The organism is Rhizobium sp. NLR16a (assembly GCF_017948245.1).
Classification (GTDB): Bacteria; Pseudomonadota; Alphaproteobacteria; order Rhizobiales; family Rhizobiaceae; genus Rhizobium.
In genome coordinates this window covers 36,314-60,604 of sequence record NZ_CP072865.1, presented here as the reverse complement: position 1 = coordinate 60,604, position 24,291 = coordinate 36,314, and the positions used below count along the sequence as shown (strand labels likewise).

Below are 24,291 nucleotides of genomic sequence, written 5' to 3'. Positions count from 1 at the left end.
TCCTCCCAGAAGACGAGATGTGAGCATTCGCTTTGCTCATGAGCAATTACTCACCACTTGACGAAAAATGTCAATCGGCAATCGTTGCTGCGATGCCGAAGACAAAGGTCATCCCTTTGATTTGATTGAGATATTTTTTGCTCAGCTTTTGAGCAAAAATTCGGCCGTCTCTTCGTCGGTGATCAGAGCGTTGATCTGATGGCCGACAACGGCCGCTCTGATCGCCTTGAATTTGCGCTTGCCTTTGGCGAGCCCGATGACCATCGATGCCTCGCGGGATGGGATCGGCGCCGAGGCGACGCGCTCGTTGATCGGGTTGTCGAGCAGCTTGCCGTCGACATCGAAGATCCAGCCGCAGATTTCACCGACGGCGCCCCCGCGCATCAGTTCCATCATCTCGTCCTTTTCCAGAAAGCCGTCGACGCAGAGCGGCCCGTCGATGCCGAGCTCGCCGATGCCGACGAAGGTGACGTCGGCCTGCGCGCTCATGTCGAGCGTCGAGCGCACCAATTGCTGGCCATGCAGCAGCTCCCGTTCTTCGGCCGAGGTGACGAGCACCGGCAGCGGCATCGGATAGTGCCGCGCCTTCACCGCATCCGCCATGCTGAAGATGACGTTGTAATAGGCGGCCGAACCGTCCGGCGCGATATTGCCGGTCAACGAGACGATCCGGTGATTGGGACATTCGATCGCCGGAAGCTGGTCGACCGCCGCCTTCAGCGTGCGGCCGGTGCCGACCGCCAGCACGATCGGTTCCGGCCGCTTCAGCCAGCGCTCGATCTCGGCCGCACCCGCCTCGGCGATGCCGACGGTGGTCGATGAGGAACCCGCGTCGCTCGGCACCACCTCCACATGTTTCAGCCCGAATTTTCGCCGCAGCTGGTTGGCAAGCTCGAGGCAGGCGGCGATCGGATGGTCGAGCCGCACTTTGATCAGACGCTCGGCGACCGCAAGCGAGACCAGCCGCTGCGCCGATTGCCGTGAAATGCCCATCGCGGCGGCGATTTCATCCTGCGTGCGTCCGGCGACGTAATAAAGCCAGCCGGCACGGGCTGCATCGTCGAGCCGTGCAGGGGTCTCTGATCTTTTTGCCATCTACTGCCTACCGCGCAAAATGAGCCGGCTTGCCGCCGCCGGCTTGATGTGAGTCTCTATGCGCCAGATCAAAACAAAATTCCCGAAAATGTCGAGCCTGTTGACGCCACCGCTCAGGCAAACCATTGCATGACGAAATAAATCGACGCCTTTGCGAGACCGTAGATCACGCTGCCGGCAATGACGAGCGACACGGTCGTCATGATAAAGCCGATGAGCGCGAAGAGCCCGTCACGCCCCATGATGCCGAAAGCGAAGACCGAGATGGTGATCGCCGGCAGGATGTTGCCGAGCGGAACCGGCAGAACCAGCACGATCGAAAGCAGCAGACAGGCAGGGCCGGCGAAATATTCCGCCGGCGGCTCGGCGAAGATCGCAAGCCGCGGCTTCAGCATGCGCTCCGCCCAGGCGAGCCAACGGTGGATGCGGCCGACGATGGTCTCGAAGTCTTCCCGCCGCATCGACCGGTTTGCGATCGCCTTCGGCAGCCAGGGTTTCAGCCCGAAGGTCAATTGCACCGCCAGGAAAACCAGCGGCGCGCCGAGCACTGCCGAGGTGCCGGGCGGGGTGGGAAAGGCGTTCGGCAGCGCGAAGATCAGCATCAGAGCACTGATCGCCCTGTCACCCATCGTCTCGAACAGATCGCCGATCGAGATCCACTCCCGGCTTCGGTCGCCTGCCAGCTGCCGCAGGACCGCTGAGAGGCGGCGGCCTTTGGGACGTGGCGGACGGGGTCTTCTGCGTCTGTTGGAATCGGCGTTTTCGATGGTCATGATACCGGTAGATGATGGAAGTGCGGGGTCCGATCCTGGCCGCGCAATATGCCAATTGAATGACTTAAGGGACAGGAAATCAATGAAAGACCTGTCGGCGGCGATTTACGTTCGACCGTCGCTCCTTTGCGCCGCAAGCGCATGGCAGGCAGGTGCATGAAGGCTTGAAATTCCCGGCCAACAGTGCGAGCAGACGCTGATGGCCAGAGAAACGGCAGGCAGGCAATGATTATTTCATTCGACATCGGCGGCTCCGCCATCAAGGGCGGCATCGCCCGCTCCGAGACAGACATCGTCCCCCTCGGCCGCCGTCCGACGCCGAAGGAGGATTTTGCCGCTTTCGTCGAGACCCTGTGCAGCATTATCGCCGAGACCGGCGAACAGCCGAGCCGCATTGCCCTGTCGATCGCTGGCGTCGTCGATCCCGATACCCAGCGCCTGACCTGCGCCAACATTCCCTGCATCCACGACCGCACGCTCGCAGCCGACCTAGAAGCCGAACTCGCCCTGCCTGTTTTGATCGCCAATGACGCCGACTGTTTCGCCATGGCTGAAGCCGGTCTCGGAGCCGGCCGCGGCCACCGTATCGTCTTCGGCGCCATTCTCGGCACCGGTGTCGGTGGCGGCCTGGTCGCCGATGGGCGCCTCGTCAACGAGGCCGGAGGTTTTGCCGGCGAATGGGGTCATGGACCGATCATCGCATCGGCGGCCGGCAATCCTCCCGTCGCCATTCCCGCCTATGCCTGCGGCTGCGGCCAGAAGGGCTGTGTCGACACCGTTGGCGGCGCGCGCGGCCTGGAGCGCCTGCACAAGACGCTGCATGATCTCGACCTTGCGAGCGAAGAAATCATCGATCAGTGGCGGCGCGGCGAGGAGAAGGCAACCCGCACCATCGACGTCTATGTCGATCTCGTCGCCTCGCCGCTCGCCCTGACGATCAACATCACCGGCGCGACCATCGTGCCGGTCGGCGGCGGGCTTTCCAATGTCGAGCCGCTGCTGGCCAAGCTCGACCGGGCGGTGCGCACCCGCACCCTGCGCAAGTTCGACCGTCCGCTGGTGGTGCCGAGCGAATGCCGCATCGAGCCAGGCCTGATCGGCGCAGCGCTGCTGGGACTGAAAGCCGATGCCGCTGCATCCTAAAGCACCGGCCACATCCGTACGATCGCTGCGAACCGGTCCCAGTCCTTGCGTTCCAGGGGCGTCCAGGCGGCTTCGGCGACGGCCGAAAGGCGCGGGAAGACCAGCCGGTTGAAATAGGCGCCAGAGAGGAAGTTTTCAGTCCAGATGCAGGCTTGGACGCCGCGCATCTTCTCGCGTAGCGTATCCGGCAACTCGCCCTCGGCCTCGTAAGCATAGCTATGTTCCGGTGGCGCATGGCCCGCCCAGCTCGCACCGGGCTCGGACCAGGCTTCCGCCTGCGCCATGTCGAGATAATAGGCTTGGCCCGGCGTCATCACCACATCGTAGCCTTGCTGCGCCAGCTCGATGCCGACAGCGGGCTTTTCCCAGGCCATCAGCAAAGTACCGTCGCGATCGACGCCGCCGCCATGTGAGACTTCGTTCCAGCCAGCGAGCTTCCTGCCGCGCTCCGACAACATGGCCTTAATCCGTTTCAGGAAATAGGATTGCAGCTCCGCGGTGCCGGCAATTTTCTCCCGTTCCATCAGCGCCTTGCAAAGCGGCGAGGAAAGCCAGGCGCCGCTTGCGACCTCGTCGCCGCCGATATGAATATATTCGCCGGGAAACAGCGTGACCATCTCGTCGAACACCTTGCCGAGAAATTCATAGGTGAATTCGATCGCCGGGTTGAGGGCATTGTTGGAATAACCCTGCACGGCGCGGTAGCTGTCCGGCGCCTCCTGCCCGTCGACGAGGCCGGGCAATGACAACAGCGTCGCGGTGCTATGGCCGGGAACATCGATTTCCGGCACCACCTCGACATGCAGAGAGGCGGCATGCGCGACGATCCGCCTGACATCCTCCTGCGAGTAATGGCCGTAGCGCGGTTTCGCCCCGTCACCAAGCTGCGGCACGAGCACCTCGTCCGGGCCATGCCGCGCGCCGATCTCCGTAAGCTGGGGATAGGCCTTGATCTCCAGCCGCCAGGCTTCGTCGTCGGTCAGGTGCCAATGGAAGACGTTGAGCTTGTTCCAGGCGAGGATATCGATTAGCCGCATGACGTCAGCCACCGGATAGAACTGTCTGGCCACGTCGAGATGGCAGCCGCGCCAGTCATAACGCGGCTGGTCGGCGATCGTGCCGAAATTCGGAAATCTGAAGCTCTCCCGATCGGCACGCGCGCCGTGCATGAGTTGCGCCAGACTGATCAGGCCACTGTGTCGACCCGTCGCATCCGCGCTGGAGAGCACGACCTCATGCGTGGTAAATCGTATTTCATAGGCGAACGCAGCGATCGATGATTCGGTAACGAAACGAATAGCGCGCCCGCCCTTTACGCCGCAGAGCGAGAACGGCACGTTTTTGGCCGGATAGAGCCGCTGGTAAAGCGAAAGAACCAGGGACAACGCCTTGACCGCGTCGGGTCGCGTGCTCTCGGCCGGATAAAGGACGACCGGCAGTTCCCCCGCCTTCAGCGCGAGCGCCAGCGGCCAGGGCAGCAGCGAATACGGTTCCTCCACCCGGCCCGGCGGCAGAAGCGGCGGCGCAATGCCGCCATCCCGGCCTTCGAGAAGGAGATCGCCGAAACCGACAGGAACATGGCGCCCGTCGCCAAGTGTCAGATAGGCCGATTTGACCCCTGATGTCACATGTTTCGGTTCTCGGGTCAGCCCCTCGACGGTGAACCGCCAGTGGGCGCCCGGCGGCACGCTCAGTCCCTCGGGCGGGCGGAATTCATGGAAATGCGCGAGCTGTCGCTCCAGGCTGCCGCCATCGCAGACATATTTGTCGGCAACCCGCGTCTCCGACGTATAGGCGAGCGAGAAGCCGGAGAGAGGCTCGGCTGAAAGATTGAAGAGAGTGAAGATCAAGCGCCCGAAACTGCCTTCGACCGGGTGCCAGCTTGTTTCCAGACGATAATCGGCCATGGTCGCGCCTCCCCTGTCAATGGACGGCCGGGATTACGGCTCGCGCCCCGGCATGCTTTCAAAAGCTTAGCTTTTTCGAGACGGCAATGGAATCGGCGCGAGTCGAGACGAAGCGGGCAGTGATGAGAACCGTGAGAGTGTGACCTGCAAGGAAAACGGCGCGGCTTTCGCCGCGCCGTCCTCACTCGGCTGCCAACGCCGGCGGATGTCTGTCATCCGCCTCTTCCTGGATGGCGTCGGCATCCCGGCCTGGCTCGTCCTTTGCCTTCGGCTCGCGGCCGAAGAAAAGAGCGTAACCGGCCGGCAGAACCAGAATGGTGAGCACTGTCGCGACCAGGATGCCGCCCATCATGGCGAAGGCGAGCGGACCCCAGAAGACGCCGCGCGAGATCGGGATCAGCGCCAGCACAGCCGTCAGCGCCGTCAGCATGATCGGCCGGAAACGACGCACGGCAGCCCCGACGATCGCCTCCTGCCGGTGCATGCCGGCCTTGATATCCTGGTCGATCTGGTCGACCAGGATGATCGAGTTGCGCATGATGATGCCGAGCAGCGCAATGACGCCCAGGATCGCCACGAAGCCGAAGGGCGCGCCGCTGATCAGCAGGGCGGCCGCAGCCCCGATGATGCCGAGCGGACCGGTGGCAAGCACCAGCATCGCCTTGCCGAAATGCTGCAGCTGCACCATCAGCAGCACGATGATGACGGCAAGCATGATCGGCGCCTTTGCGGCGATCGACATCTGGCTTTCCGCCGCATCCTCGGCGCCGCCCTGGATCTCGACGTTGTAACCGGCCGGCAGGCTGTCGCGCAGGTCCTTCATGTCGGCATACATCTTCATGACGACGTCGTTCGGCTGCACGCCATCCGGCAGCGTCGCGCGCACCGTGATCGTCGGCAGCCGGTCGCGCCGCCATTCGATGCCCTGCTCCATGACGGGCACGACCTTGGCGACCTGCGAGACTGGCACGAAGCCACCGAAATCGGTCGGGACATAGACGGAATTCACCGCCGACAGCAGCGAGCGGCTGGCGTCCGGCTCGCGGGCGACGATCGAGACCGTCTCCTCGCCATCACGGAAATCATCGAGCGGCGCCCCGGACATGGCGGTCTGCAGCATCTGGCGCACGCGCTGCGAGGTCACGCCCAGCGCCCGGGCACGATCCTGGTCGATCACCAGCTTCATCGCCGGCACCGGTTCCAGCCAGTCGTCGTGAATGGCGCCGAGCATCGGATTGGCCGTAAAGCGCGCCTTCACCTGATCGGCGATCGCTCGCACTTCCTGACGATCAGGCCCCATGATGCGCATCTGCACCGGCCAGCCGGTGGGCGGGCCGAGGAAGAGGCGGTCGACCTTGCCGCGGATCGATGGGAAGTCTTCGGCAAGAATGGTGCGCAGCTTGACGATCAAGCGTTCGCGCGCCGGCTCGTCCTTCGCCATGACCAGCAGCTGGGCGAAATTCGGATTGCGCAACTGCTGATCGAGCGGCAGGAAGAAACGCGGTGCGCCTTCGCCGATATAGGTGGCGATGAACCGCTTGTCGGGATCATCCATCATCTTCGCTTCGAGCGCCTTTGCCTGCACCTCGACTTCTTTGATGCTGGTGCCCTCGGGCAGCCACAGATCGACGAGAATCTCAGGCCGCGACGACTGCGGGAAGAAATTCTGCGGAATGAACTGGAATGCCCAGAGGCTGGTGACGAAGGTGCCGAGCGTCAACAGCAGCACGATCACCCGATGGCGAACCGCCCAGCCGACCGTGCCGCGCAGACGGCGGTAGAAGCTCGTGTCGAAAGCATCGCGGTGCTCGCCGGCGTGATGGCGCTGCTTGAGGATCATGTAGCCGAGCCATGGCGTGAAATAGACCGCGACGAACCACGAGGTAACAAGCGCGATGCCGACGACATAAAACAGCGAACGCACATATTCGCCGGCCGTCGATGCGGCGAAACCGACGGGAATGAAGCCGGCCGTCGTGATCAACGTACCGGTCAGCATCGGGAAGGCCGTCGAGGAATAGGCAAAGCTTGCCGCCTCGAGTTTGACCAGCCCCTCCTCCAGCTTTCGCTCCATCATTTCGACGACAATCATCGCATCGTCGACGAGCAGGCCGAGCGCGATGATCAGCGCGCCGAGCGAGATGCGCTGCAGGTCGATGCCGAGTTCGTACATCAGTGCGAAAGTGGCGGCGAGCACCAGCGGAATGGCGATGGCGATGACGAGGCCGGAGCGCCAGCCGATCGACAGGAACGAGACGACGAGCACGATGACAAGCGCTTCGCCGAGCGCATGCATGAATTCGCTGACCGCGTCCGTCACGACGTCGGGCTGGTTGGCGATCTGGTCGACCGCGACGCCGTAAGGCAGAGCTTCCTCGAAGCGCTGATAGGTCGCCTCCACGCCCTTGCCGACATCGGTGACGTTGAAGCCCTTGGCCATGACGACGCCGACCTGAACGCTGTCATGGCCATTGAACCGGTATTTGCGCTGGTAGGGATCCTCGAGCCCGGAACTGACGGTGGCGATATCGCCGAGGCGGGTCACCTGGCCGCCTGCGCGAAGGCGCAGCTCGCGGATATCGGCCACCTTCTTCATGTCGCCTTCGACTGAAATGCGCACCGAGCGCAGACCGGTATCGACCGAGCCTGCCGGATCGACATTGTTCTGGCCCTTGATGGCGTTCTGCAGGTCGAGGACCGTCAGGCCGCGCTCGGCAAGCGCCTTGGACGAAACGTCGATATAGATCTTCTCAGGCTGGTCGCCGATGATGACGGCCTTCTCGACGCCCGGTGTCGTCAGCAGCATGTCGCGCGCCTGGATCGCGAATTTCTTCAGTTCCGGATAGGAATAACCCTCGCCGCTGATCGAATGCAGCGTGATGAAGGTATCGCCGAACTCGTCGTTGAAATAGGGACCGAGCAGGCCCTGCGGCAGTTCGCTGGAAATGTCGCCGACCTTCTTGCGCACCTGGTAGAAGGCATCCGCCACCTCCTGTGAATTGGTGTCGCCCTTGACCTGCAGGGTGATGATCGCACTGCCCGCCCGCGTATAGGACTTGACCCAGTCGATATGCGGCGTCTCCTGCAGCTTGCGTTCGATCTTGTTGACGACCTGATCTTCCATTTCCTGAATGGAAGCGCCCGGCCAGATTGCCTGCACGACCATGACGCGGAAAGTGAATTCCGGATCTTCGCGCTGGCCCATGCGCATCAGGCCGAGCACGCCGGTGATGATGATCAGCCCGAAGAGGAAGCGGGCGATGCTTGGATGCCCGATCGCCCAGCGCGACAGATTGAAGGGCCGCTTTTCGGTGTTGGCGTCCATGGTCATGTTTCCTTTGGAGCATGATGCCGAAAAGTGTCAGCGGTTTTCGGGAACATCATGCTCAAATTGCTTTAATTGCGCGATCAACGCACGGTCTGGTCGGTATCGGCCGAGGCCGATTGCTGCTCCGGCACCTTCACCTTCAGGTTCTCACTCATGAACTGGGTGCCGGCGGCAACGACGAGATCGCCGCTATCGAGGCCCTCGGTCACATGCACGCCATCGCCGGTGAAATCGGCGACCTTGATATCGCGGCCATGTACCGTCGCCGTGTCGCGGTCGACCGTCCAGACCATTTGCTTGCCGTGCTTCTCGGCCAGCGCGGTAAGCGGGATCGAGACATAGCTGTTATCGTTGTTGACGTCGGTTTCGATCGTCGCGGTCATGCCGAGCAACACGCGAGGATCGTTCGGCAGGCTCACGCGAACGGCAAAGGTGCGCGACTGCTGGTCGGCGCTGCCGGAAACCTCCCGCACCTTGCCGTCGAGCACCAGCTTGTCATCCGCCCAGAAGCGGGCCTTGACCGTCTTGCCGGGCTTGAATTCGGCAATGTCGTTTTCCGGAACCGCGATCTGCACTTCCTTCTCGCCTTCGACGGCAACGGTGACGACGGGGCTGCCGGAGCCGACGACCTGGCCGATATCGGCATTGATCGATGTCACGATGCCATTCTGCCCCGCCTTGAGATCGGTATAGCTCACCTGATTCTTCGCCTGGCCCAGCGCCGCGAGCGCTGCATCGCGCTGCGAGATCGCCTGATCATGGCTGAGCGCGGCCTGCTCGAGCTGCGACTTCGGGGCGACGCTCTTGTCGAACAGCTGCTCGGCGCGCTTGTTGGCGAGATCGGCGGTTTCGACGCCCCTTTCGGCCGCGGCGAGATTGGCCTCTGCCGTCTTGACCGCGAGCTGGTAGTCCGTGGCGTCGACGCGGGCGAGAACGTCGCCGGGCGTCACCCGGTCACCAATATCGACGAGACGCTCCGTGATCTTGCCCGCCACCCGGAAGCCGAGGTTCATTTCCGTCCGCGCCTTGACCGACCCCGAATAATCGAGCTTGCGGGTATCGTCGGCCTTGGCGATCTCCACGACCTTCACCGGCCGGATGACTTCCTTGACCTCAGCTTTTTCTTCCGAGCAGGCGGAAACGCCGATCCCGACGGCGCCGACGAGCGCGAGGCTCGCGACGGACGGCATGCGATTGCTGAGGATCTTGAGCGAAAACATCTTCCGCACTCCTGGAATGTTTCGGGGGATCGACGGCGGCTGCCGTCGGTTATTTCTTGAGCGCCCTGATGACGTAGTCGATCAGTTCGTCGACGCTTGCGCGGTTGGTTTTCGCAAGACATTGCGCCACCATCTGCGGATGACAGAGATTGATCGTCGCCGCGCCGAAACACCGTGAGGCGACGACCGGGTCCTGCTCGGCGAACTCGCCGGCTGCGATGCCTTCGGCGATGATCTCGGCGATGAGATCATGGACGCGATCGATATGTTTCTCGATGACATGCCAGTCGCGCTCGATCGCGACCACGATCATCTCATGCACCTTCATCTCGTCGAGCATCGTATCCATAGTCCATTGATACTGGGTCTCGACATAAAGGCGCAGGCGTTCGCTGGCGCTGAGCGGCTGGTGGCGGATGTCGTAGGCGAGCTGATAGCAGGTGGCGAGCATGCGTCCGCAGAGCGCCTGATGGATCTCCACCTTCGAAGCGAAGAAACGATAAATATTGGCCGGCGACATGCCGAGATCGCGAGCGATGTCGGCCACCGTCGTCTTGCTGTAGCCGTAGTGGCGGAACAGCCGCTCGGCCGCGTCGAGAATGCGCGTGACATTCTCCTGCCGCGTGACGTCGAGCGTATTTTCCGCGATGTCGTTCATGAGTTTTGGTACCTCGAGTTACGACTGACGATTTTCGAATTTCGTCAGTCGTAAAATATCATGCGTCATTTGTCAATGCCGCCTGCGTGGCGCGAGCGGCTGAGCGTGATGAATTTCGAAACGATGTGACGATGAGCGTCGGCCAATTGGAAAGTGCCGCGACGTCAGACGCGCGGCACTTCCTCGGCGGCAGCAAATAATCAGGCGAGCTTGACGTCGAGCGTGATCGGAACGGCGGCGAGCGCCTTGGAAATCGGGCAGCCGGCTTTCGCCTTGTTGGCGAGTTCGGTGAAGGTCGCCTCGTCGGCACCGGGAATGCGGCCGGAAAGTGAGAGATGGATGGCAGTGACGGCGAAGCCACCCTCGACGCTTTCGAGCGTCACCTTGGCCGAGGTTTCCATATGCTCGGCGGTGAAACCGGCTTCGCCGAGGATGAGCGACAGCGCCATGGTGAAGCAGCCGGCATGGGCAGCACCAATCAGCTCTTCCGGGTTGGTGCCGGGAATGCCTTCGAAGCGGCTGGCAAAGCCGTAGGGATAGTCTGTCAGGGCGCCGCTCTGGGTCGAGATCAGGCCCTTGCCGTCCTTGAGGCCGCCGCTCCAATGAGCCGAAGCCGTGCGATTGATCTGCATGCCGTCCTCCTGTTTCGATGGTTTTGAGGAAGCGGCAGGGCGCCGCTCCATGCCTGAGGGAGATGGATAGGCTCCCGCCGGACAATATAACGCTCTATCCTGAGAAGACGACAGGCTCGTAAAAATCGGCGGAATAGAAAGCCTTTCAGGCGGGATGCTGCTGCACGCTGAGACCGCCGTCGATCGTCAGGCAGGTGGCGTTCATGAACGGGCATTCGTCGGAGATCATGAACACTGCCGCCATAGCGATCTCTTCCGGAGTTGCGATCCGCCCGGCCGGATGCAGCTCCATTGTCTCGGCCTTGGCGGCCTCCGGATCGGGGAAGCTGTTCCAGTAGTCGATCACCTTCTGCGTCGAGACATAGCCCGGCGCCAGCGCGTTGACCCGGATATTGCGGGGCGCGTACTCCAGGCCCAGGGATTTCGTCATGCCGAGCAGCGCATGTTTCGCCAGCGGATAGGGAAACGTGTGCGGAATGATCGTGAAGGCGTGCGTGGAGGCGATGTTGAGGATGACGCCGCCGCCGCGCTCGATAAACCCGGGCAGCACCGCCTTGCAGCAATTCCAGGCTCCCTTCAGATTGATATCGAAGCAGCGGCTCCACTCCTCGTCGGTCGTGTGGAGCGGTTCGGCAAAGACATTGACGCCGGCATTGTTGACGAGCCCATTCAATGGGCCGATCTCGTCGTTCGCCTGAGCAACCGCTCTCGTGATCGTTCCGGCATCGGTAATATCGGCCGGCAGATAACCAACCTGGCCGCCTGTGCTTGCAAGCACTCCCGCTACCTGCGCCAGCAGCGCTCCATCGCGATCGACGAGATAAACCGCAGCATTTTCCCTGAGGAAAGCCTTGGCGATCGCAAGGCCGATGCCCTGCGCAGCGCCGGTGATCAGAATATTTTTGCCCTGCAGGCGATCGCCCATCTATCTTCCCTCCGGCTGACCCGGCAGCGCCGACAGATCGATCGTGACCCTGCCTGAAAGAACCTCGCCTGGCTCAAGAGGCTTGAGCCCTCCGAAATCCGGCAGATGATGCCCATTCGGCAGGTGACTCATCGGTTCCAGGCAGAAGAAATCTGTCCGGTCGAGCCGCAGGTACAGCATGAAGCGATTGAGTGCACCATCGGCTTCCAGCGCCGCCTGGATTCCAAGTTCCGGCCAGGTGATGGCTGCCCGTCCGTTCCATCCCTCGAAAGCGTTGTTCATCCATTGCCGCGGCAACGGCGCACCGGACGTGAAATTGAATTCAGCGGGTACCGGGCCGGGTGCATCAGGGAGATGGTCCGACCGTTCGCTCCAGAAGCGGTCGGCTGCGATGGTCAACCGTGTTTCCGGCGTCCGTGTGAAGAAGGGATGCTGCCCCAGCCCGAAGGGCAGGACCGCCTCTCCCCTGTTCTCCACCGAGAGCGTCAGCGCCAGCCGATTGCCGCTGAGACGGATCTCTTGCCGACTAAGATAGGCATAGGGCGAGACCCGGTCGGCATCACGCGAAAAGCAGAGCTGCGCGTGCTTGGAACTCGATTCTTCCACCTGCCATGGGCTGATCCAGCCATCGCCATGCAGGTAGAGCGGGTCGTGGCAATTTCGCTGGAAGGCATAGTCGCATCCGCCGAAGGACATGGCATTGCCTTCCACGCGATTGCCGAACGGGACCAGAGGAAAACTCGCAAAGGTCCCATCCGGGCCACCTGTCGAAACGAGGAAAGGCTTGCCCCGGAATGTTGCGGCAGTGACGGCCGCGCCCTGGCGGCTGATCCTCACGGAGAGATCGCCGTGGCTCAGATCGATGCTGTCCCCGCCATGCCCTTTGCTCATCCGCGCCGCCCCGTTGCCGAAGACCTGAGATTGTCGAGCAGCACGGCGATCAGCAGGATCAGCCCGCGCACGACATACTGATAGAATGCCTGAATATTCAGGAGGTTCATAACGTTTTCGGCAATGCCCATGATCAGCACCCCGACGATAACACCGCTCATTGTCGCCCGGCCGCCGGCGAGCGAAACGCCGCCGAGGACGCAGGCCGAGATCACCGAGAGCTCGAGCCCCGTCGCCGCGTTCGGCTGGCCGGAAGTGATGCGCGAAGCAAGCAGAATGCCGGCAATTCCGCAGACGAGACCCTGCAGTGCAAAGATCCAGACGCGCATGGTGACGACATTGACGCCGGCAAGCCGCGACGCCTCGGGATTGCCGCCGATCGCCAGCGTGTTCTTTCCGAAAACGGTGCGGTTGAGCACGAAGCCGAAGAGGAGGAAAAGGATCAGCATGATCCAGATCGGCATCGGCACGGTCAGGAATCGCGATAGCGCAAGCTGGTAGAAAGCCGGATCGTTGATGCCGACGGCGCGGCCGTCCGAGGCGATCAGCGCCAGCCCGCGCACGATCTGCATGGTCGCAAGCGTCGTGATCAGCGCATTGATGCGGAACCGGGCGATGACGATGCCGTTGACGAAACCGACGACGGCGCCGCAGAGCAGGGCTGCCAGCAACCCGACGGGAATGGAGCCCGTCGCGTTCGAGACCATTACTGCGGCCATGCCGGAGAAAGCGACGATCGATCCCACCGAAAGATCGAAATCGCGGGAGGCTAGGCAGAACATCATCGTGCAGGCGACGATGCCGATCGTGACGACCGATTGCAGCAGCCCAAGCATGTTTCGCTCGGTCAGGAAATTCGGAACGAAGAGCGAGACGATCACGAAGGCGGCGGCGAAGATCACCACCAGTCCCTGTTCGCCGAGAAGGACTTTTTTCAACGAAGTCATCGTCCGTGTTCCCAGTCTTAAATGATGCCTGCGGCGTTCTTGTCGGGGAGTGCCGCCGACAGGATGCTGCGCTCGTCGAAATCCGGGCGGGCAACATTGGCCGCCACCCTGCCCTGACACATCACCATGATGCGATCGGAGATGCCCATGACCTCGGGCAGCTCGCTTGAGATCACGACGATCGCCATGCCGCCGGCCGCCAGCTCATAAAGGATTTCATAGATTTCCGACTTCGCCCCGACATCGATGCCGCGCGTCGGTTCGTCGATCACGAGAACCTTGATACCCTGCTCGGAGAGCCAGCGGCCAAGGATGACTTTCTGCTGGTTGCCACCGGACAAGTTGATGATGTCCTGCTTGCGCGACGGCGTGCGCACCCGCAGCCGGGCGATGAACTGATCGGCCAGCGCCGCCTCCTTCTTCGGGTTCAATATGCCGAAGGGCGAGAAATGCCGGCGCGACGAGATCGCGATATTCTCTTCGATCGATCGGCCCTGGACGATGCCGTCGAACTTGCGGTCCTCCGGGCAGAGCACCATGCCGGCCCGGATCGCCGTCGTCGGATCGTTCGGCGAAACGGCAATACCGTCGATCGTTACCTCGCCCCGATGCCTGTGGTCGGCGCCGTAAAGCAGCCGCGCCATCTCGCTGCGGCCGGCGCCGACCAGCCCGAAGAAGCCGAGAATCTCACCCTGGCGGACCGAAAAACTGATTGGATTGCGCAGCCTCGGTCCCGACAGGCCCTTGACCTCAAGCCTGACGCCGCCGAGCGGGCGCTCACGCCATCCCCAGACATTGCTGATCTTGCGCCCGACCATTTCGGCAATGATCTGCTCGCGCGTCGTCTTCGCGATCTGGGCATGATGGGCGGCAAGCCTGCCGTCGCGCAGCACGGTCAGGCTGTCGCAAAGCCGAAAAATCTCGTCGAGGCGATGCGAAACATAGAGAATGACCGTTCCCTTCGCCTTCAACCTGTCGATGAGTGAAAACAGGATTTCGCTTTCACGCGAGGAAAGCGATGAGGTGGGCTCGTCGAGCGCGATGACCCGCGCCTCGAACATGACCGCCTTGGCAATCTCGACCATCTGCCGCGCGCCGATCGAAAGCGAAGCGACCTTGGCCGACGGATCGACATCGATGCCGATCTCTTCGAGTTTCGACCGCACCGTCTCGATCAGGGTTTTGGCATCAATCACTCCGCCCTTGCCGGGAAAGCGGCCAAGCCAGAGATTTTCGGCCACCGTCAGCTCCGGAACGAGCTGCAGTTCCTGATGGATGACGATGACGCCGGCATGGAGGGCGTCGCGCACCGAGACATATTTCTGTTCTGCGCCATCGATGAGAATGCTGCCGGCATTGGCGGCCTGATCGCCCGACAGCACACGAATCAGCGTCGATTTGCCCGCGCCGTTCTCACCCATTAGGCCGTGGACGGCGCCCTTCTCGACTGAGAAAGAAACGTCCGACAGCGCCTGTACGCCGGGATAGCCCTTTGAGATATGTTTGAATTCGAGAAAAGCCATCATCACTCCACCGAAGGTTCCGGCGGCACGCTCAAGCGGCCGCCGGAGATGCATTATCGCGGGCGATGATTACTCGATGCCGAGTTCCTTGCGGACCTTCTCATAATCGCCGCGCAACGCCAGCGAACCTGCCGTCAAGGTCAGCTTTTCCGGCTCCTTGCCCTTGGCGATCCAGTCGTACATGTTGAGCGCCGTCTCATAGCCGTGACGCTTCGGCGAGATGATGACCGTGCCGAAGAAGCCCGTCGCTGCCGGCTTCTTGAACTCGTTGATCGCCGATTCCGCGCCACCGATGCCGACACCGATCACGTTGGTCGCCGGAATACCGACCGATTCCGAAGCGCGGACGGCGCCGAGAACGGCTTCGTCGTTGAGGCCGAAGGCCACCCAGTATTTCACGTCGGCATGCTTGTTGAGGACGGTGGTCGCCGCGTTGAGTGCTGCCTCGGTATCCGTCTTCGCCTGCGGCGCATCATAGATGTTCTCAGCCGGGAACCCGGCGGACTTCAGGACCGAGATCGCACCTTCGACGCGGTCGACGGCGGTCGGCAGCTGATCGTAGGAAACCCGGATCGCGCCGACATTCTTCATGTCCCAGCCGCGCTTCTTGATTTCGTCGACAATGGCCTGTCCGACGGTCTCGCCGATCTTGGTGGCGGAAATGCCCATATGCGGCACGTCTTCCAGCGGCTTGCCGTCGGCACTGACGAGGCGGTCGTCGACCGTCATCAGCTTCAGCTGATTGGCTTCGGCCTTGGCGACGATGCCGGGGCCGAGTTTGACGTCGGGCGTGCAGATGATGAAGCCTTGCGCACCCTGCGCGCCGAGATTGTCGATCGCCGATTGAACCTTCTCGCCGTCTTCGGCGCCGATCTTGACGACCGTGAAGCCTTTATCCTTGGCGGCCTGATCGGCGAATTTCCATTCGTCCTGGAACCAGGGCTCCTCCGGCTGCTTGACGATGAAACCGATCTTGACGTCCGCGGAAAATGCCGAGCCGGTGCTCAGAATGGCGAACGTGCCAGCCAGAATAGCTGCTTTGAACAAGCGCATGTCTCTCTCCCTAAACTCTGAAATCGAGCAGCTGCCTCCCAGGCAGCGCCCAATGAATTATGTTAAATCATCATACCAGTCAATTGCCAATGTATGATGATTAGAATAATAGGGTGGTGGCGAGAACGGATGGACCCGTCGCAAACTGGATCGAATTCGGTTAATCAGGTTCGGTTGCTGCCCGGGAGAGAGCGCGGAGAGGTGAAGTTGGAATCGACTGAGGAACAAGGCCGAACGGAAAGCTCCGGCAGCGAACGCCGGCCGCGCGTACGCCGCAACGTGACGGCGGCCATCGCTCAGGACATCTGCGCCGACCGCTATCCCTCGGGCTCGCCGCTGCCGCGCGAGAACGACCTCTGCGAACTCTACGGCGTTAGCCGCACCGTCATTCGCGAATCGCTGAAAGTGTTGGAATCCAAGGGGCTTGTCCGTGGCAAGCCGCGGGTCGGAACGACCGTTTGCGATCGGGATGAATGGAACATCCTGGATGCCGAGGTGCTCGACTGGATGGGGCCTTACATCAAGGACTTCGACCTGCTGGGATGCATTCTCGAAGCCCGCCGCACCATCGAACCGGCGGCCGCCGAATATGCCGCCGAACGCGCCAGCGCCCAGGAGATCGCCGATCTCGACAGGGCCTGGCGGCAGATGCGCGACAGCGCAGGCGATCCGGAACGCTTCACCGACGCCGACGTGATGTTTCATACGGTGCTGCTGACCGCCAGCCACAACCAGGTGTTCCGCCGCCTGTCAAGCGCCATCCATGCTGCGCTGAAATATGCGCTGCATGCCTCCAACATCGCCGTCGAAAACCGGGAGGATGCGGTGCTCGTTCACGGTGAACTCGTCGAGGCCTTGCGCATGCGCGACAAAACAGGTGCGAGGGAATGCGCCAATCGTATGCTCGACCTTGCGGTACGCGACCTTGCCGCCGCAGAGAAGGCAATCGGCAGGGCAAAATGATCAATCACGAAAAGCCGTGGACGCGCTGCCCCATCGCAAATCCGAGAAGAGATTAAGAACCACGATGAAGATCACCAAACTCACCACCTATATCGTTCCGCCGCGATGGCTGTTTCTGAAGGTCGAGACCGACGAAGGCATCGTCGGCTGGGGTGAACCGGTCGTCGAGGGGCGTGCGCTGACCGTCGAGGCCGCCGTCCACGAACTGGAAGACTACCTGATCGGCAAGGATCCTTTCTTGATCGAGGACCATTGGACGGTGATGTATCGCGGTGGTTTCTATCGCGGCGGCGCGGCCCATATGAGCGCCATCTCGGGCATCGACCAGGCGCTCTGGGACATCAAGGGCAAGGCGCTCGGCCAGCCGATCCATTCCCTGCTCGGCGGCCAGCTGCGCGACCGCATCAAAGTCTATTCCTGGATCGGCGGCGACCGCCCCGCCGATGTCGCCAACAATGCCAGAGACGTCGTCGCCCGCGGCTTCAAGGCGATCAAGCTCAACGGCTGCGAGGAAATGCAGATCGTCGACACCAACGAGAAGGTGGAAAGGGCGGTCGAGACCATCGCCGCCATCCGCGAGGCGATCGGCCCGCATATCGGTATCGGCGTCGATTTCCACGGCCGCGTCCACAAGCCGATGGCCAAGGTTCTCGCCAAGGAGCTCGAACCCTACAAGCTGATGTTCATCGAGGAACCGGTGCTTTCGGAAAACAAGGAAGCGCTGCGCGACATCGTCAACCATACCTCGACACCGATCGCGCTTGGTGAGCGGCTCTATTCGCGCTGGGATTTCAAGCAGGTGCTTTCGGACGGCTATGTCGACATTATCCAGCCGGATCTTTCCCACGCCGGCGGCATCACCGAATGCCGCAAGATCGCGGCGATGGCCGAAGCCTATGACGTCGCCCTGGCCCCGCATTGCCCGCTCGGCCCGATCGCGCTCGCTGCCTGCCTTCAGGTCGATGCCGTCAGCTATAATGCCTTCATCCAGGAACAGAGCCTCGGCATCCATTACAACACCGGCAACGATATCCTCGACTACATCTCCAACAAGGAGGTGTTCGAATATGCCGATGGTTTCGTTTCGATCCCGCAGGGGCCGGGCCTCGGCATCGAGGTCGACGAGGCCTATGTCAGCGAGCGCGCCAAGGAGGGACATCGCTGGCGCAACCCAATCTGGCGGCACGCCGACGGCAGCTTTGCCGAGTGGTGAGAGAATGAAGGGTCGCGCAAGCGGCCCTTTTTCATTCGCAGTGTAGGATATCGGCCACCTCCTGCGTCATAATGGCAGCTCAAAAGGAGGTTTCCATGGCCAGAGCAATCGTAATCATCATCGCCCGCTTCATCTTCAGCCTCATCTTCTTCATGGCCGCCGGCTTCAAGTTTGCCGATATCGGCGCCACGGCGAGCTACATTGCCGCCGCCGGTTTCCCGATGGCGACCTTCCTCACCTGGGTCGCGGCCCTTTTCGAGATCGCGTTGGCCCTTGCCTTCATATCGGGCGCTTTCTTCACCGAGGCGAGCCTACTGGCAGGCATCTACGTGATCTTCCTTGCCTTCGCCTTCCACGGACCGGCCCACTGGCAACAGAACCAGGCCGAGTTCGGCTTCTTCGTCGATCACTTCACCTTCCTCGCCGGCCTGCTCTTTGCCGCCGTCCACGGGCCGGAGAGATGGGCCTTGCGGCAAACGTTCCTCCGTTAGGCTTTTCCCTCCGGAACGAACTGCCGCGCCAAACATTGGCCTATCTGCAGAACGTCACGGAGGGTCGCCCATGGAGCTGAAGGACAAGGTCGCGCTGGTCACTGGTGCCGGTTCCGGCATCGGCAAAGCGGCCGCATTGAAACTCGCCGCCGAAGGTGCAAAGGTCGCAGTCCTGAGCCGGACGGCAGACGAGGTCGAGAAGACCTGCGCCGAGATCAAGGCCGCCGGCGGCCAGTCGATCTCGCTGACCGCCGACACCAGCGACGAAGGCCAAATGCGAGCTGCGGTGCAGAAACTCATAGAGACCTTCAACGGCCTCGACATCGTTGTCGCCAATGCCGGGATCAATGGCGTCTGGGCGCCGATCGACGATCTGAGTCCGGATGAATGGGACAAGACGATCGCCGTCAATCTGCGCGGCACCTATCTGACCCTGCACTTGACGGTTCCGCATCTGAAGCGCCGCGGCGGTTCGATCGTCGTCGTCGCATCGATCAACGGCACCCGCACCTTCACTACGCCGGGTGCCACCGCCTATACCGCAACCAAGGCAGGCCAGGTCGCCATGGTCCAGCAGCTCGCCCTGGAACTCGGCCGCCACGGCATCCGCGTCAATGCCGTCTGCCCGGGCGAGATTGAGACCAATATCAACGCCAATACCGACAGCCGTCATCGCGAGGAGACGGAGGTTCCGGTGATCTGGCCACAGGGCGACATCCCGATTGCCGGCGGGAAGGCAGGCAAGAGCGAGGATGTTGCCGAAACGATCCTCTTCCTTGCCTCCGATCGGGCCCGGCACATCACCGGCACACCGATCTGGATCGACGGCGGCCAGGGCCTGTTGCGGTAGTCCTCGGAGGTTTCGCGAAAAAGTCAGCCGTTCAGCCGGGCGCTGTCGAGTGTATAGAGTTCCTGGGCACGCTGCACCCCGCGCAACGCATAACGTCCGACGCATGCCAGCGCGGCGCGCTCTTCCGCCGGTATGGCCGCGGCGAAATCGGAGGAGATCAGCAGGTTAAGGTCGACCGAACGGCACATGGAGGCGATCCGGCTGACCTCGTTGACGGCGGGGCCGATGACGGTGAAGTCCAGCCGGTCCTGGCTGCCGATATTGCCGTAGAAGACATCGCCAATATGAAGGCCGATATAGACGTCAGTCGTCGCGCGGCCGTCGGTAGCGCGCGCGGCATTCAGCTTGGCGAGCTTTTCCCGGAGCAGCGATTCGGCGCGAAGCGCCGAACGGCAGGTTTCGGCTGGCACCTCGCCCTTGAAGATGGCCAGCACACCATCGCCGATCAGCTTCAGCACATTGCCGCCGGCCTCATGGATCGCCGAGATGGCGACCTCGCTGTAATCGTTGAGCAGCGGAATGATTTCCTCCGGCGGCACACGGTCGGAAATCTTGGTGTAGTTCAACAGATCCGAAAACCACAGCGCCGCCGAGATCCGCTCCGATTTGCCGCGGCTGATCTTGCCTTCCATCACCTGGCGCGCCGCATCCTCGCCGAGATAGACTTCCGCGATGGTCCGCGCGATGCGCCCCAGCGCAATGCACTTGATCGCCAGTCCGAGGACCGGCACGAGCTTGCGCAGAATGGCGAGATCGTGATCCGAGAAACCCTCGGGACGCTTGGTTGCGAAATGCGAAAAGAAGCAATCCATCTCACCGATCGTGCCGGCTTCGCTGAAACGATGCATCATTGCTACGAAATCGGTGTTGCCGGCTTCGGCAATCTTGTCGAGCATGGTGAAATCGATCGGATCGCCGAAGCCGATGCGTCGGCGGACCTCCCGCTCGTTTCCCGACCAAAGATAATAGAAGGCAGAGCGCTGCCAGGTCGCAGCCGCTTCGCCTGAGCCCGTCGGGCCATACTCGAATTCGGTTTCGATCTCTTCCACACTGTCCCAGCGGAAGGCCCGGCCCTCATGCACGGGGTGCAGCGTGTCCATCAGCGCCATGCCGCGGTCGAGCGGCAGGCCGGCATCGCGGCAGGCCGCGCAGAAGCCGGTCATGAGCTCCGCTTCTGAGGCGCCCTTCAGCCCCTGTTCCGTAACCCAGGCTGCGATACTGCTGACGTCGCTGTAATCCATGGCGCTCACCTCTACCTGTTCTGAAGCTTTAGCCCAAATGCGTAATGGACGAAAAGCCGATTGGCTCAATCGCCTGCGGGCAAGTTGTAGGGCGTAACGATTTCGATGGAAGAAAGCGAGGTCGAAATCGTCCGAACGGAGGCCGCGGTCCGGCTCATGATCGCCCTGAAGGCCGCACGCGCATCGGTTCGGAGATCGTGATGCAGCACGAAGCCGACGCGGCGCGCGGCAAGCAGGGCGCGATTGTCCGCATCCAGATCGTGAGCGACGAAAATGCGGACGGGACGTTCGGCTGCATCGAAGGCCGTCAGCACCGCCCGATTGCCGCCGCCGATCGAATAAACGGCATTGATGGCAGGATCGGTCGCAAGCGCTGCCGCCACAAGCGTTCCCGTCACGGCATCGGTGCCGTGTCCCTCGCTGATTTCTGTGATGCCGATCCCGGGATAACGGGTGCGAATGATGCGGCGAAAACCGATCTCGCGCTCTTCCTCGCCGCGGAACCGTCCGCTCGACAGCGTCACAAGTACCTGACCGCCGTCAGAGCCGAGGAACTCGCCGATGAGATAGGCCGCCGTCTCCCCCGCCGTCCGGTTGTCGGCGCCGGCATAGGCTATGCGCGCCGAATTCGGCAGATCCGTCACGAGCGTGACCACGGGAATGCCGGCCGAATCCGCCCGTGCGACGGCAGCCACCACCTCGGCGACGTCAGGCGCCTTCAGCACGATGCCGTGCGTGCCGCGCAGCCGGATGCGGTCAAGAAGCTGCACAAGTTCGGCCGGTCTCATCACCTCAGCGAAATGGAAGCGGCAGCGGAAGACACCGGGCAGAAAGGCCGCCATCTCTGCCTCGAAGGCCGCACGCACTGCATCGCTAAACCGCTGGGGCGTCTCCATGACGATATCGATCGCTAGCGTTCGCCCGCTGACCATCGTTCCCGTCTGCTGCTTCTCCAGCTCCGAGATCGCTGCCCTCACCCGCATTTCCGTCTGCCGGCGCACACCTGGCCTGCCGTTCAGCACCCGATCGACTGTCGCGGTGCTGAGCCCCGCCTGAAAGGCGATGTCTTTGACAAGAAAGAGATGCGCCATCGGCTCCGTCTGATGGTTTTTTGATGGATTGCTGATCTATATCAGCTTGCGGCCCGGCGTATAGTGCCTCCATCGGAACCAGGGAGGAGCCGCTATTGAAAACCGATGACCTGCAGAAACTGCGCGCCGACCGCATCTGGCTCAGCGAAGACGCCTGCAATCTCCACGACTTTCGACGGCTTGCGGAAAAACCGACCGTCCTTGCCGAATATCCAACAGCTTCGGCGGTCGAAAAAAACATCCTGATCTATGACAGCCGCAAGGTGGCGGCAGCGGCCGATACGCCGGAAGGCCGGCGCGCCGTGCTGGCGGAAATCTGCGACGCCTTCGGCGAAGGGCCGGGTGTGGTCGTGTTCAAGCGCGCTTACGAAGACACCGGCATCATCGACCGTGCCAGCGCGCTCTTCGACGCAATCATCGAGGAACAGCACCGCACCTCGACTGGAGGCGGCGATCACTTCGCCAAGCCCGGCGCCAACGACCGCATCTGGAATTCGCTGGAAAAACACTGCCTCGCCGATCCGGATAATTTCACCGAATATTACGGCAATGCCATCATCGCGCTCGCAAGCGAAGCCTGGCTCGGCCCGAGCTATCAGATGACAGCGCAGGTCAATCGCGTCAATCCAGGCGGCGCGGCGCAGTCGGCCCACCGCGACTACCATCTCGGTTTCCAGTCGTCTGCGGTCATCGAGCAATTTCCGGCGCATGTTCATCGTCTCTCGCCGGTTCTGACGCTGCAAGGCGCGGTTGCCCATTGCGACATGCCGCTCGAAAGCGGTCCGACACTCTTCCTGCCGCACAGCCAGACCTATGTGCCGGGTTATCTGGCGCTGAAGCGCCAGGAATTCCGGGATTATTTCGAGGCCAACCACGTCCAACTGCCGCTCGAAAAGGGCGACGTCGTCTTCTTCAACCCCGCCCTCTTCCACGCCGCCGGTACCAACCGCTCGGCCGACATCAAGCGTGTCGCCAACCTCCTGCAGATCTCCTCCGCCTTCGGCCGTACCATGGAAACGGTCAACCGCGAGAGAATGAGCGCCAGACTCTTTCCCGCCCTGAAGGCGTTGCAAGACCGGCTCTCGCCCAAAGAAATCGCCAACGCCGTCGCCGCCTGCGCCGAGGGTTATTCCTTCCCCACCAATCTCGATCGCGACCCGCCGCTCGGCGGGCTGGCGCCGAAGACGCAGGCACAGCTGATGCACGAGGCACTCAGGGAAGGCTGGAGCGACGAAGTTTTTGCGACAGCACTTGCCGAACAGGCGCGAAGGAAATTGAGTTGACTTTGGAAATCGACCCCCCTCATCCGCCCTACGGGCACCTTCTCTCGACGGGAGAAGGGAGAATCGAGGCGCCGCCACCTGTCTCTTCTCCCCACCGAGCAGAAGGTGCCGGCAGGCTGCTGAGAGGGCCACACGGCACCGACATGCGAGCCTCCCGCACGCGCGGGAGGCCATTCGCACATGAAAAGGGAGGAACCACATGAGCACGGATCACGGCCGCTTCGACGGCAAGATCGCCATTGTCACCGGTGGTACGCAGGGCCTGGGCGCAACCATCGCCCGTCTCTTCGCCGAACGCGGCGCGGCAGGCATCGTCATCTGCGGCCGCAATGAAGCCAAGGGCAAGGCGAAGGCCGCGGAGATTTCGGCTGCGACCGCCGCCAGAGCCGTCTACGTCAAAGCTGATCTCGGCAAGGTCGAGGACGTCCGAAATGTGGTGCAGGTCTGCGACCAGACCTTTGGTCGTGTCGACGCCCTGGTCAATGCCGCCGCCATCACCGATCGCGGCACCATTCTCGACACCAGCCCCGAACTGTTCGATGACATGTTCGCCGTCAATGTACGGGCGCCGTTTTTCTTGATGCAGGAGGCGGTAAAGGTCATGCGCCGCGAAAAGATAGAAGGCACGATCGTCAATATCGGCTCGATGTCGGCTAAAGCCGGCCAGCCCTTTATCGCCGCCTATTGCGCCTCGAAGGGCGCGCTGGAAACGCTGACGAAGAACACCGCCTATGCGCTGCTGCGCAACCGCATTCGCGTCAACGGCCTCAACATCGGCTGGATGGCCTCCGAAGGCGAGGACCGCATCCAGCGCGAATATCACGATGCACCTTCCGACTGGCTGGAGAAGGCGGCGGCGAACCAGCCCTTCGGCCGGCTCGTCGATCCGCACGAGGTGGCGCGCGCCTGCGCCTACCTGTCATCGGCGGAATCCGGCCTGATGACCGGCTCCGTCATCTGTTTCGACCAATCGATCTGGGGTGCCTACGACGGCTCGCCGCATCCGGTCGCCGCCCTCTGAGAAGACCCAAGCCTGACATTTCCCATTGCCGGGCTCTGGCACC

At 62.1% G+C, this 24,291-nt stretch carries 21 protein-coding genes; 7 read left to right on the top strand and 14 right to left on the bottom strand.

Features of this window, described 5'->3' with window-relative positions; genetic code table 11:
• Positions 1-141: 141 nt before the first annotated feature.
• Entirely contained in the window at positions 142-1,095 is a 954-nt protein-coding gene (locus tag J7U39_RS00265) for a sugar-binding transcriptional regulator (RefSeq protein ID WP_064805109.1), read from the bottom strand.
• Positions 1,096-1,208: 113 nt separating this feature from the next.
• Complete coding sequence (locus J7U39_RS00260) at positions 1,209-1,787, bottom strand: exopolysaccharide biosynthesis protein (protein ID WP_210631558.1); 579 nt, start codon at positions 1,785-1,787, stop codon at positions 1,209-1,211.
• 306 nt (positions 1,788-2,093) lie between these two features.
• Between J7U39_RS00260 and J7U39_RS00255 the strand changes: the two genes are divergently transcribed.
• Positions 2,094-3,011: an ROK family protein gene (locus J7U39_RS00255; RefSeq protein WP_210629746.1), complete on the top strand. Its 918-nt coding sequence runs from the start codon at positions 2,094-2,096 to the stop codon at positions 3,009-3,011.
• On the opposite strand, the gene J7U39_RS00250 is transcribed toward J7U39_RS00255, so the two are convergent.
• The 10 genes from J7U39_RS00250 to J7U39_RS00205 all read right to left on the bottom strand — a co-directional run bounded on the left by J7U39_RS00250 (position 3,008) and on the right by J7U39_RS00205 (position 16,095).
• On the bottom strand, positions 3,008-4,918 hold the full coding sequence (locus J7U39_RS00250; protein WP_210629745.1) for a family 20 glycosylhydrolase: 1,911 nt from the start codon (positions 4,916-4,918) through the stop codon (positions 3,008-3,010). The genes J7U39_RS00255 and J7U39_RS00250 overlap by 4 nt on opposite strands.
• A gap of 181 nt (positions 4,919-5,099) precedes the next feature.
• Positions 5,100-8,243, bottom strand: a complete 3,144-nt coding sequence (locus J7U39_RS00245) for an efflux RND transporter permease subunit (RefSeq protein WP_210629744.1) — start codon at positions 8,241-8,243, stop codon at positions 5,100-5,102.
• Positions 8,244-8,326: 83 nt separating this feature from the next.
• On the bottom strand, positions 8,327-9,466 hold the full coding sequence (locus tag J7U39_RS00240) for an efflux RND transporter periplasmic adaptor subunit (protein ID WP_210629743.1): 1,140 nt from the start codon (positions 9,464-9,466) through the stop codon (positions 8,327-8,329).
• Between the two features lie 49 nt (positions 9,467-9,515).
• A complete protein-coding gene (locus J7U39_RS00235) occupies positions 9,516-10,124 on the bottom strand; it encodes a TetR family transcriptional regulator (RefSeq protein WP_085860528.1) in 609 nt (202 codons plus the stop codon).
• 200 nt (positions 10,125-10,324) lie between these two features.
• Positions 10,325-10,756, bottom strand: a complete 432-nt coding sequence (locus tag J7U39_RS00230) for an OsmC family protein (protein ID WP_011426902.1) — start codon at positions 10,754-10,756, stop codon at positions 10,325-10,327.
• A 145-nt stretch (positions 10,757-10,901) separates the two neighbouring features.
• Positions 10,902-11,681, bottom strand: a complete 780-nt coding sequence (locus tag J7U39_RS00225; RefSeq protein WP_210629742.1) for an SDR family oxidoreductase — start codon at positions 11,679-11,681, stop codon at positions 10,902-10,904.
• Positions 11,682-12,572: an aldose 1-epimerase gene (locus J7U39_RS00220; protein ID WP_210629741.1), complete on the bottom strand. Its 891-nt coding sequence runs from the start codon at positions 12,570-12,572 to the stop codon at positions 11,682-11,684. It abuts the gene before it with no gap.
• Complete coding sequence (gene araH / locus J7U39_RS00215; RefSeq protein ID WP_210629740.1) at positions 12,569-13,519, bottom strand: L-arabinose ABC transporter permease AraH; 951 nt, start codon at positions 13,517-13,519, stop codon at positions 12,569-12,571. Before araH ends, J7U39_RS00220 begins: the two co-directional genes overlap by 4 nt.
• 17 nt (positions 13,520-13,536) lie before the next feature.
• Positions 13,537-15,042, bottom strand: coding sequence for an L-arabinose ABC transporter ATP-binding protein AraG (gene araG / locus J7U39_RS00210; RefSeq protein WP_210629739.1), 1,506 nt, complete (start codon positions 15,040-15,042; stop codon positions 13,537-13,539).
• A gap of 69 nt (positions 15,043-15,111) precedes the next feature.
• Positions 15,112-16,095, bottom strand: coding sequence for an arabinose ABC transporter substrate-binding protein (locus tag J7U39_RS00205; RefSeq protein ID WP_210629738.1), 984 nt, complete (start codon positions 16,093-16,095; stop codon positions 15,112-15,114).
• A gap of 201 nt (positions 16,096-16,296) precedes the next feature.
• Between J7U39_RS00205 and J7U39_RS00200 the strand changes: the two genes are divergently transcribed.
• The 4 genes from J7U39_RS00200 (at position 16,297) to J7U39_RS00185 (ending at position 19,612) form a co-directional block, all read left to right on the top strand.
• Entirely contained in the window at positions 16,297-17,058 is a 762-nt protein-coding gene (locus J7U39_RS00200) for a FadR/GntR family transcriptional regulator (protein WP_210629737.1), read from the top strand.
• 64 nt (positions 17,059-17,122) lie between these two features.
• Positions 17,123-18,271, top strand: a complete 1,149-nt coding sequence (gene dgoD, locus J7U39_RS00195) for a galactonate dehydratase (RefSeq protein WP_210629736.1) — start codon at positions 17,123-17,125, stop codon at positions 18,269-18,271.
• Between the two features lie 95 nt (positions 18,272-18,366).
• Entirely contained in the window at positions 18,367-18,762 is a 396-nt protein-coding gene (locus J7U39_RS00190) for a DoxX family protein (protein WP_210629735.1), read from the top strand.
• Positions 18,763-18,832: 70 nt separating this feature from the next.
• The gene (locus J7U39_RS00185) at positions 18,833-19,612 is read left to right on the top strand and encodes an SDR family NAD(P)-dependent oxidoreductase (protein ID WP_210629734.1); all 780 of its coding nucleotides are present in this window, start codon (positions 18,833-18,835) and stop codon (positions 19,610-19,612) included.
• A gap of 23 nt (positions 19,613-19,635) precedes the next feature.
• Here the strand turns inward: J7U39_RS00185 and J7U39_RS00180 are convergent, their stop codons facing one another.
• Together J7U39_RS00180 and J7U39_RS00175 are read right to left on the bottom strand one after the other, a co-directional pair.
• Complete coding sequence (locus J7U39_RS00180) at positions 19,636-20,853, bottom strand: adenylate/guanylate cyclase domain-containing protein (protein WP_210629733.1); 1,218 nt, start codon at positions 20,851-20,853, stop codon at positions 19,636-19,638.
• Between the two features lie 65 nt (positions 20,854-20,918).
• Positions 20,919-21,944: a LacI family DNA-binding transcriptional regulator gene (locus J7U39_RS00175; protein ID WP_210629732.1), complete on the bottom strand. Its 1,026-nt coding sequence runs from the start codon at positions 21,942-21,944 to the stop codon at positions 20,919-20,921.
• A 95-nt stretch (positions 21,945-22,039) separates the two neighbouring features.
• On the opposite strand from J7U39_RS00175, the gene J7U39_RS00170 reads away from it, so the two are divergent.
• A complete protein-coding gene (locus J7U39_RS00170; protein WP_210629731.1) occupies positions 22,040-23,227 on the top strand; it encodes a phytanoyl-CoA dioxygenase family protein in 1,188 nt (395 codons plus the stop codon).
• Between the two features lie 199 nt (positions 23,228-23,426).
• A complete protein-coding gene (locus J7U39_RS00165) occupies positions 23,427-24,248 on the top strand; it encodes an SDR family oxidoreductase (protein ID WP_210629730.1) in 822 nt (273 codons plus the stop codon).
• Positions 24,249-24,291 lie beyond the last annotated feature (43 nt).

Excerpts from the sequence above, each read along its gene's own strand:
- J7U39_RS00265 (WP_064805109.1), bottom strand. The coding sequence starts at position 1,095 with ATGGCAAAAAGATCAGAGACCCCTGCACGGCTCGACGATGCAGCCCGT.
- J7U39_RS00255 (WP_210629746.1), top strand. The coding sequence starts at position 2,094 with ATGATTATTTCATTCGACATCGGCGGCTCCGCCATCAAGGGCGGCATC.
- J7U39_RS00250 (WP_210629745.1), bottom strand. The coding sequence starts at position 4,918 with ATGGCCGATTATCGTCTGGAAACAAGCTGGCACCCGGTCGAAGGCAGT.
- J7U39_RS00245 (WP_210629744.1), bottom strand. The coding sequence starts at position 8,243 with ATGGACGCCAACACCGAAAAGCGGCCCTTCAATCTGTCGCGCTGGGCG.
- J7U39_RS00240 (WP_210629743.1), bottom strand. The coding sequence starts at position 9,466 with ATGTTTTCGCTCAAGATCCTCAGCAATCGCATGCCGTCCGTCGCGAGC.
- J7U39_RS00235 (WP_085860528.1), bottom strand. The coding sequence starts at position 10,124 with ATGAACGACATCGCGGAAAATACGCTCGACGTCACGCGGCAGGAGAAT.
- J7U39_RS00230 (WP_011426902.1), bottom strand. The coding sequence starts at position 10,756 with ATGCAGATCAATCGCACGGCTTCGGCTCATTGGAGCGGCGGCCTCAAG.
- J7U39_RS00225 (WP_210629742.1), bottom strand. The coding sequence starts at position 11,681 with ATGGGCGATCGCCTGCAGGGCAAAAATATTCTGATCACCGGCGCTGCG.
- J7U39_RS00220 (WP_210629741.1), bottom strand. The coding sequence starts at position 12,572 with ATGAGCAAAGGGCATGGCGGGGACAGCATCGATCTGAGCCACGGCGAT.
- araH (WP_210629740.1), bottom strand. The coding sequence starts at position 13,519 with ATGACTTCGTTGAAAAAAGTCCTTCTCGGCGAACAGGGACTGGTGGTG.
- araG (WP_210629739.1), bottom strand. The coding sequence starts at position 15,042 with ATGGCTTTTCTCGAATTCAAACATATCTCAAAGGGCTATCCCGGCGTA.
- J7U39_RS00205 (WP_210629738.1), bottom strand. The coding sequence starts at position 16,095 with ATGCGCTTGTTCAAAGCAGCTATTCTGGCTGGCACGTTCGCCATTCTG.
- dgoD (WP_210629736.1), top strand. The coding sequence starts at position 17,123 with ATGAAGATCACCAAACTCACCACCTATATCGTTCCGCCGCGATGGCTG.
- J7U39_RS00190 (WP_210629735.1), top strand. The coding sequence starts at position 18,367 with ATGGCCAGAGCAATCGTAATCATCATCGCCCGCTTCATCTTCAGCCTC.
- J7U39_RS00185 (WP_210629734.1), top strand. The coding sequence starts at position 18,833 with ATGGAGCTGAAGGACAAGGTCGCGCTGGTCACTGGTGCCGGTTCCGGC.
- J7U39_RS00180 (WP_210629733.1), bottom strand. The coding sequence starts at position 20,853 with ATGGATTACAGCGACGTCAGCAGTATCGCAGCCTGGGTTACGGAACAG.
- J7U39_RS00175 (WP_210629732.1), bottom strand. The coding sequence starts at position 21,944 with ATGGCGCATCTCTTTCTTGTCAAAGACATCGCCTTTCAGGCGGGGCTC.
- J7U39_RS00165 (WP_210629730.1), top strand. The coding sequence starts at position 23,427 with ATGAGCACGGATCACGGCCGCTTCGACGGCAAGATCGCCATTGTCACC.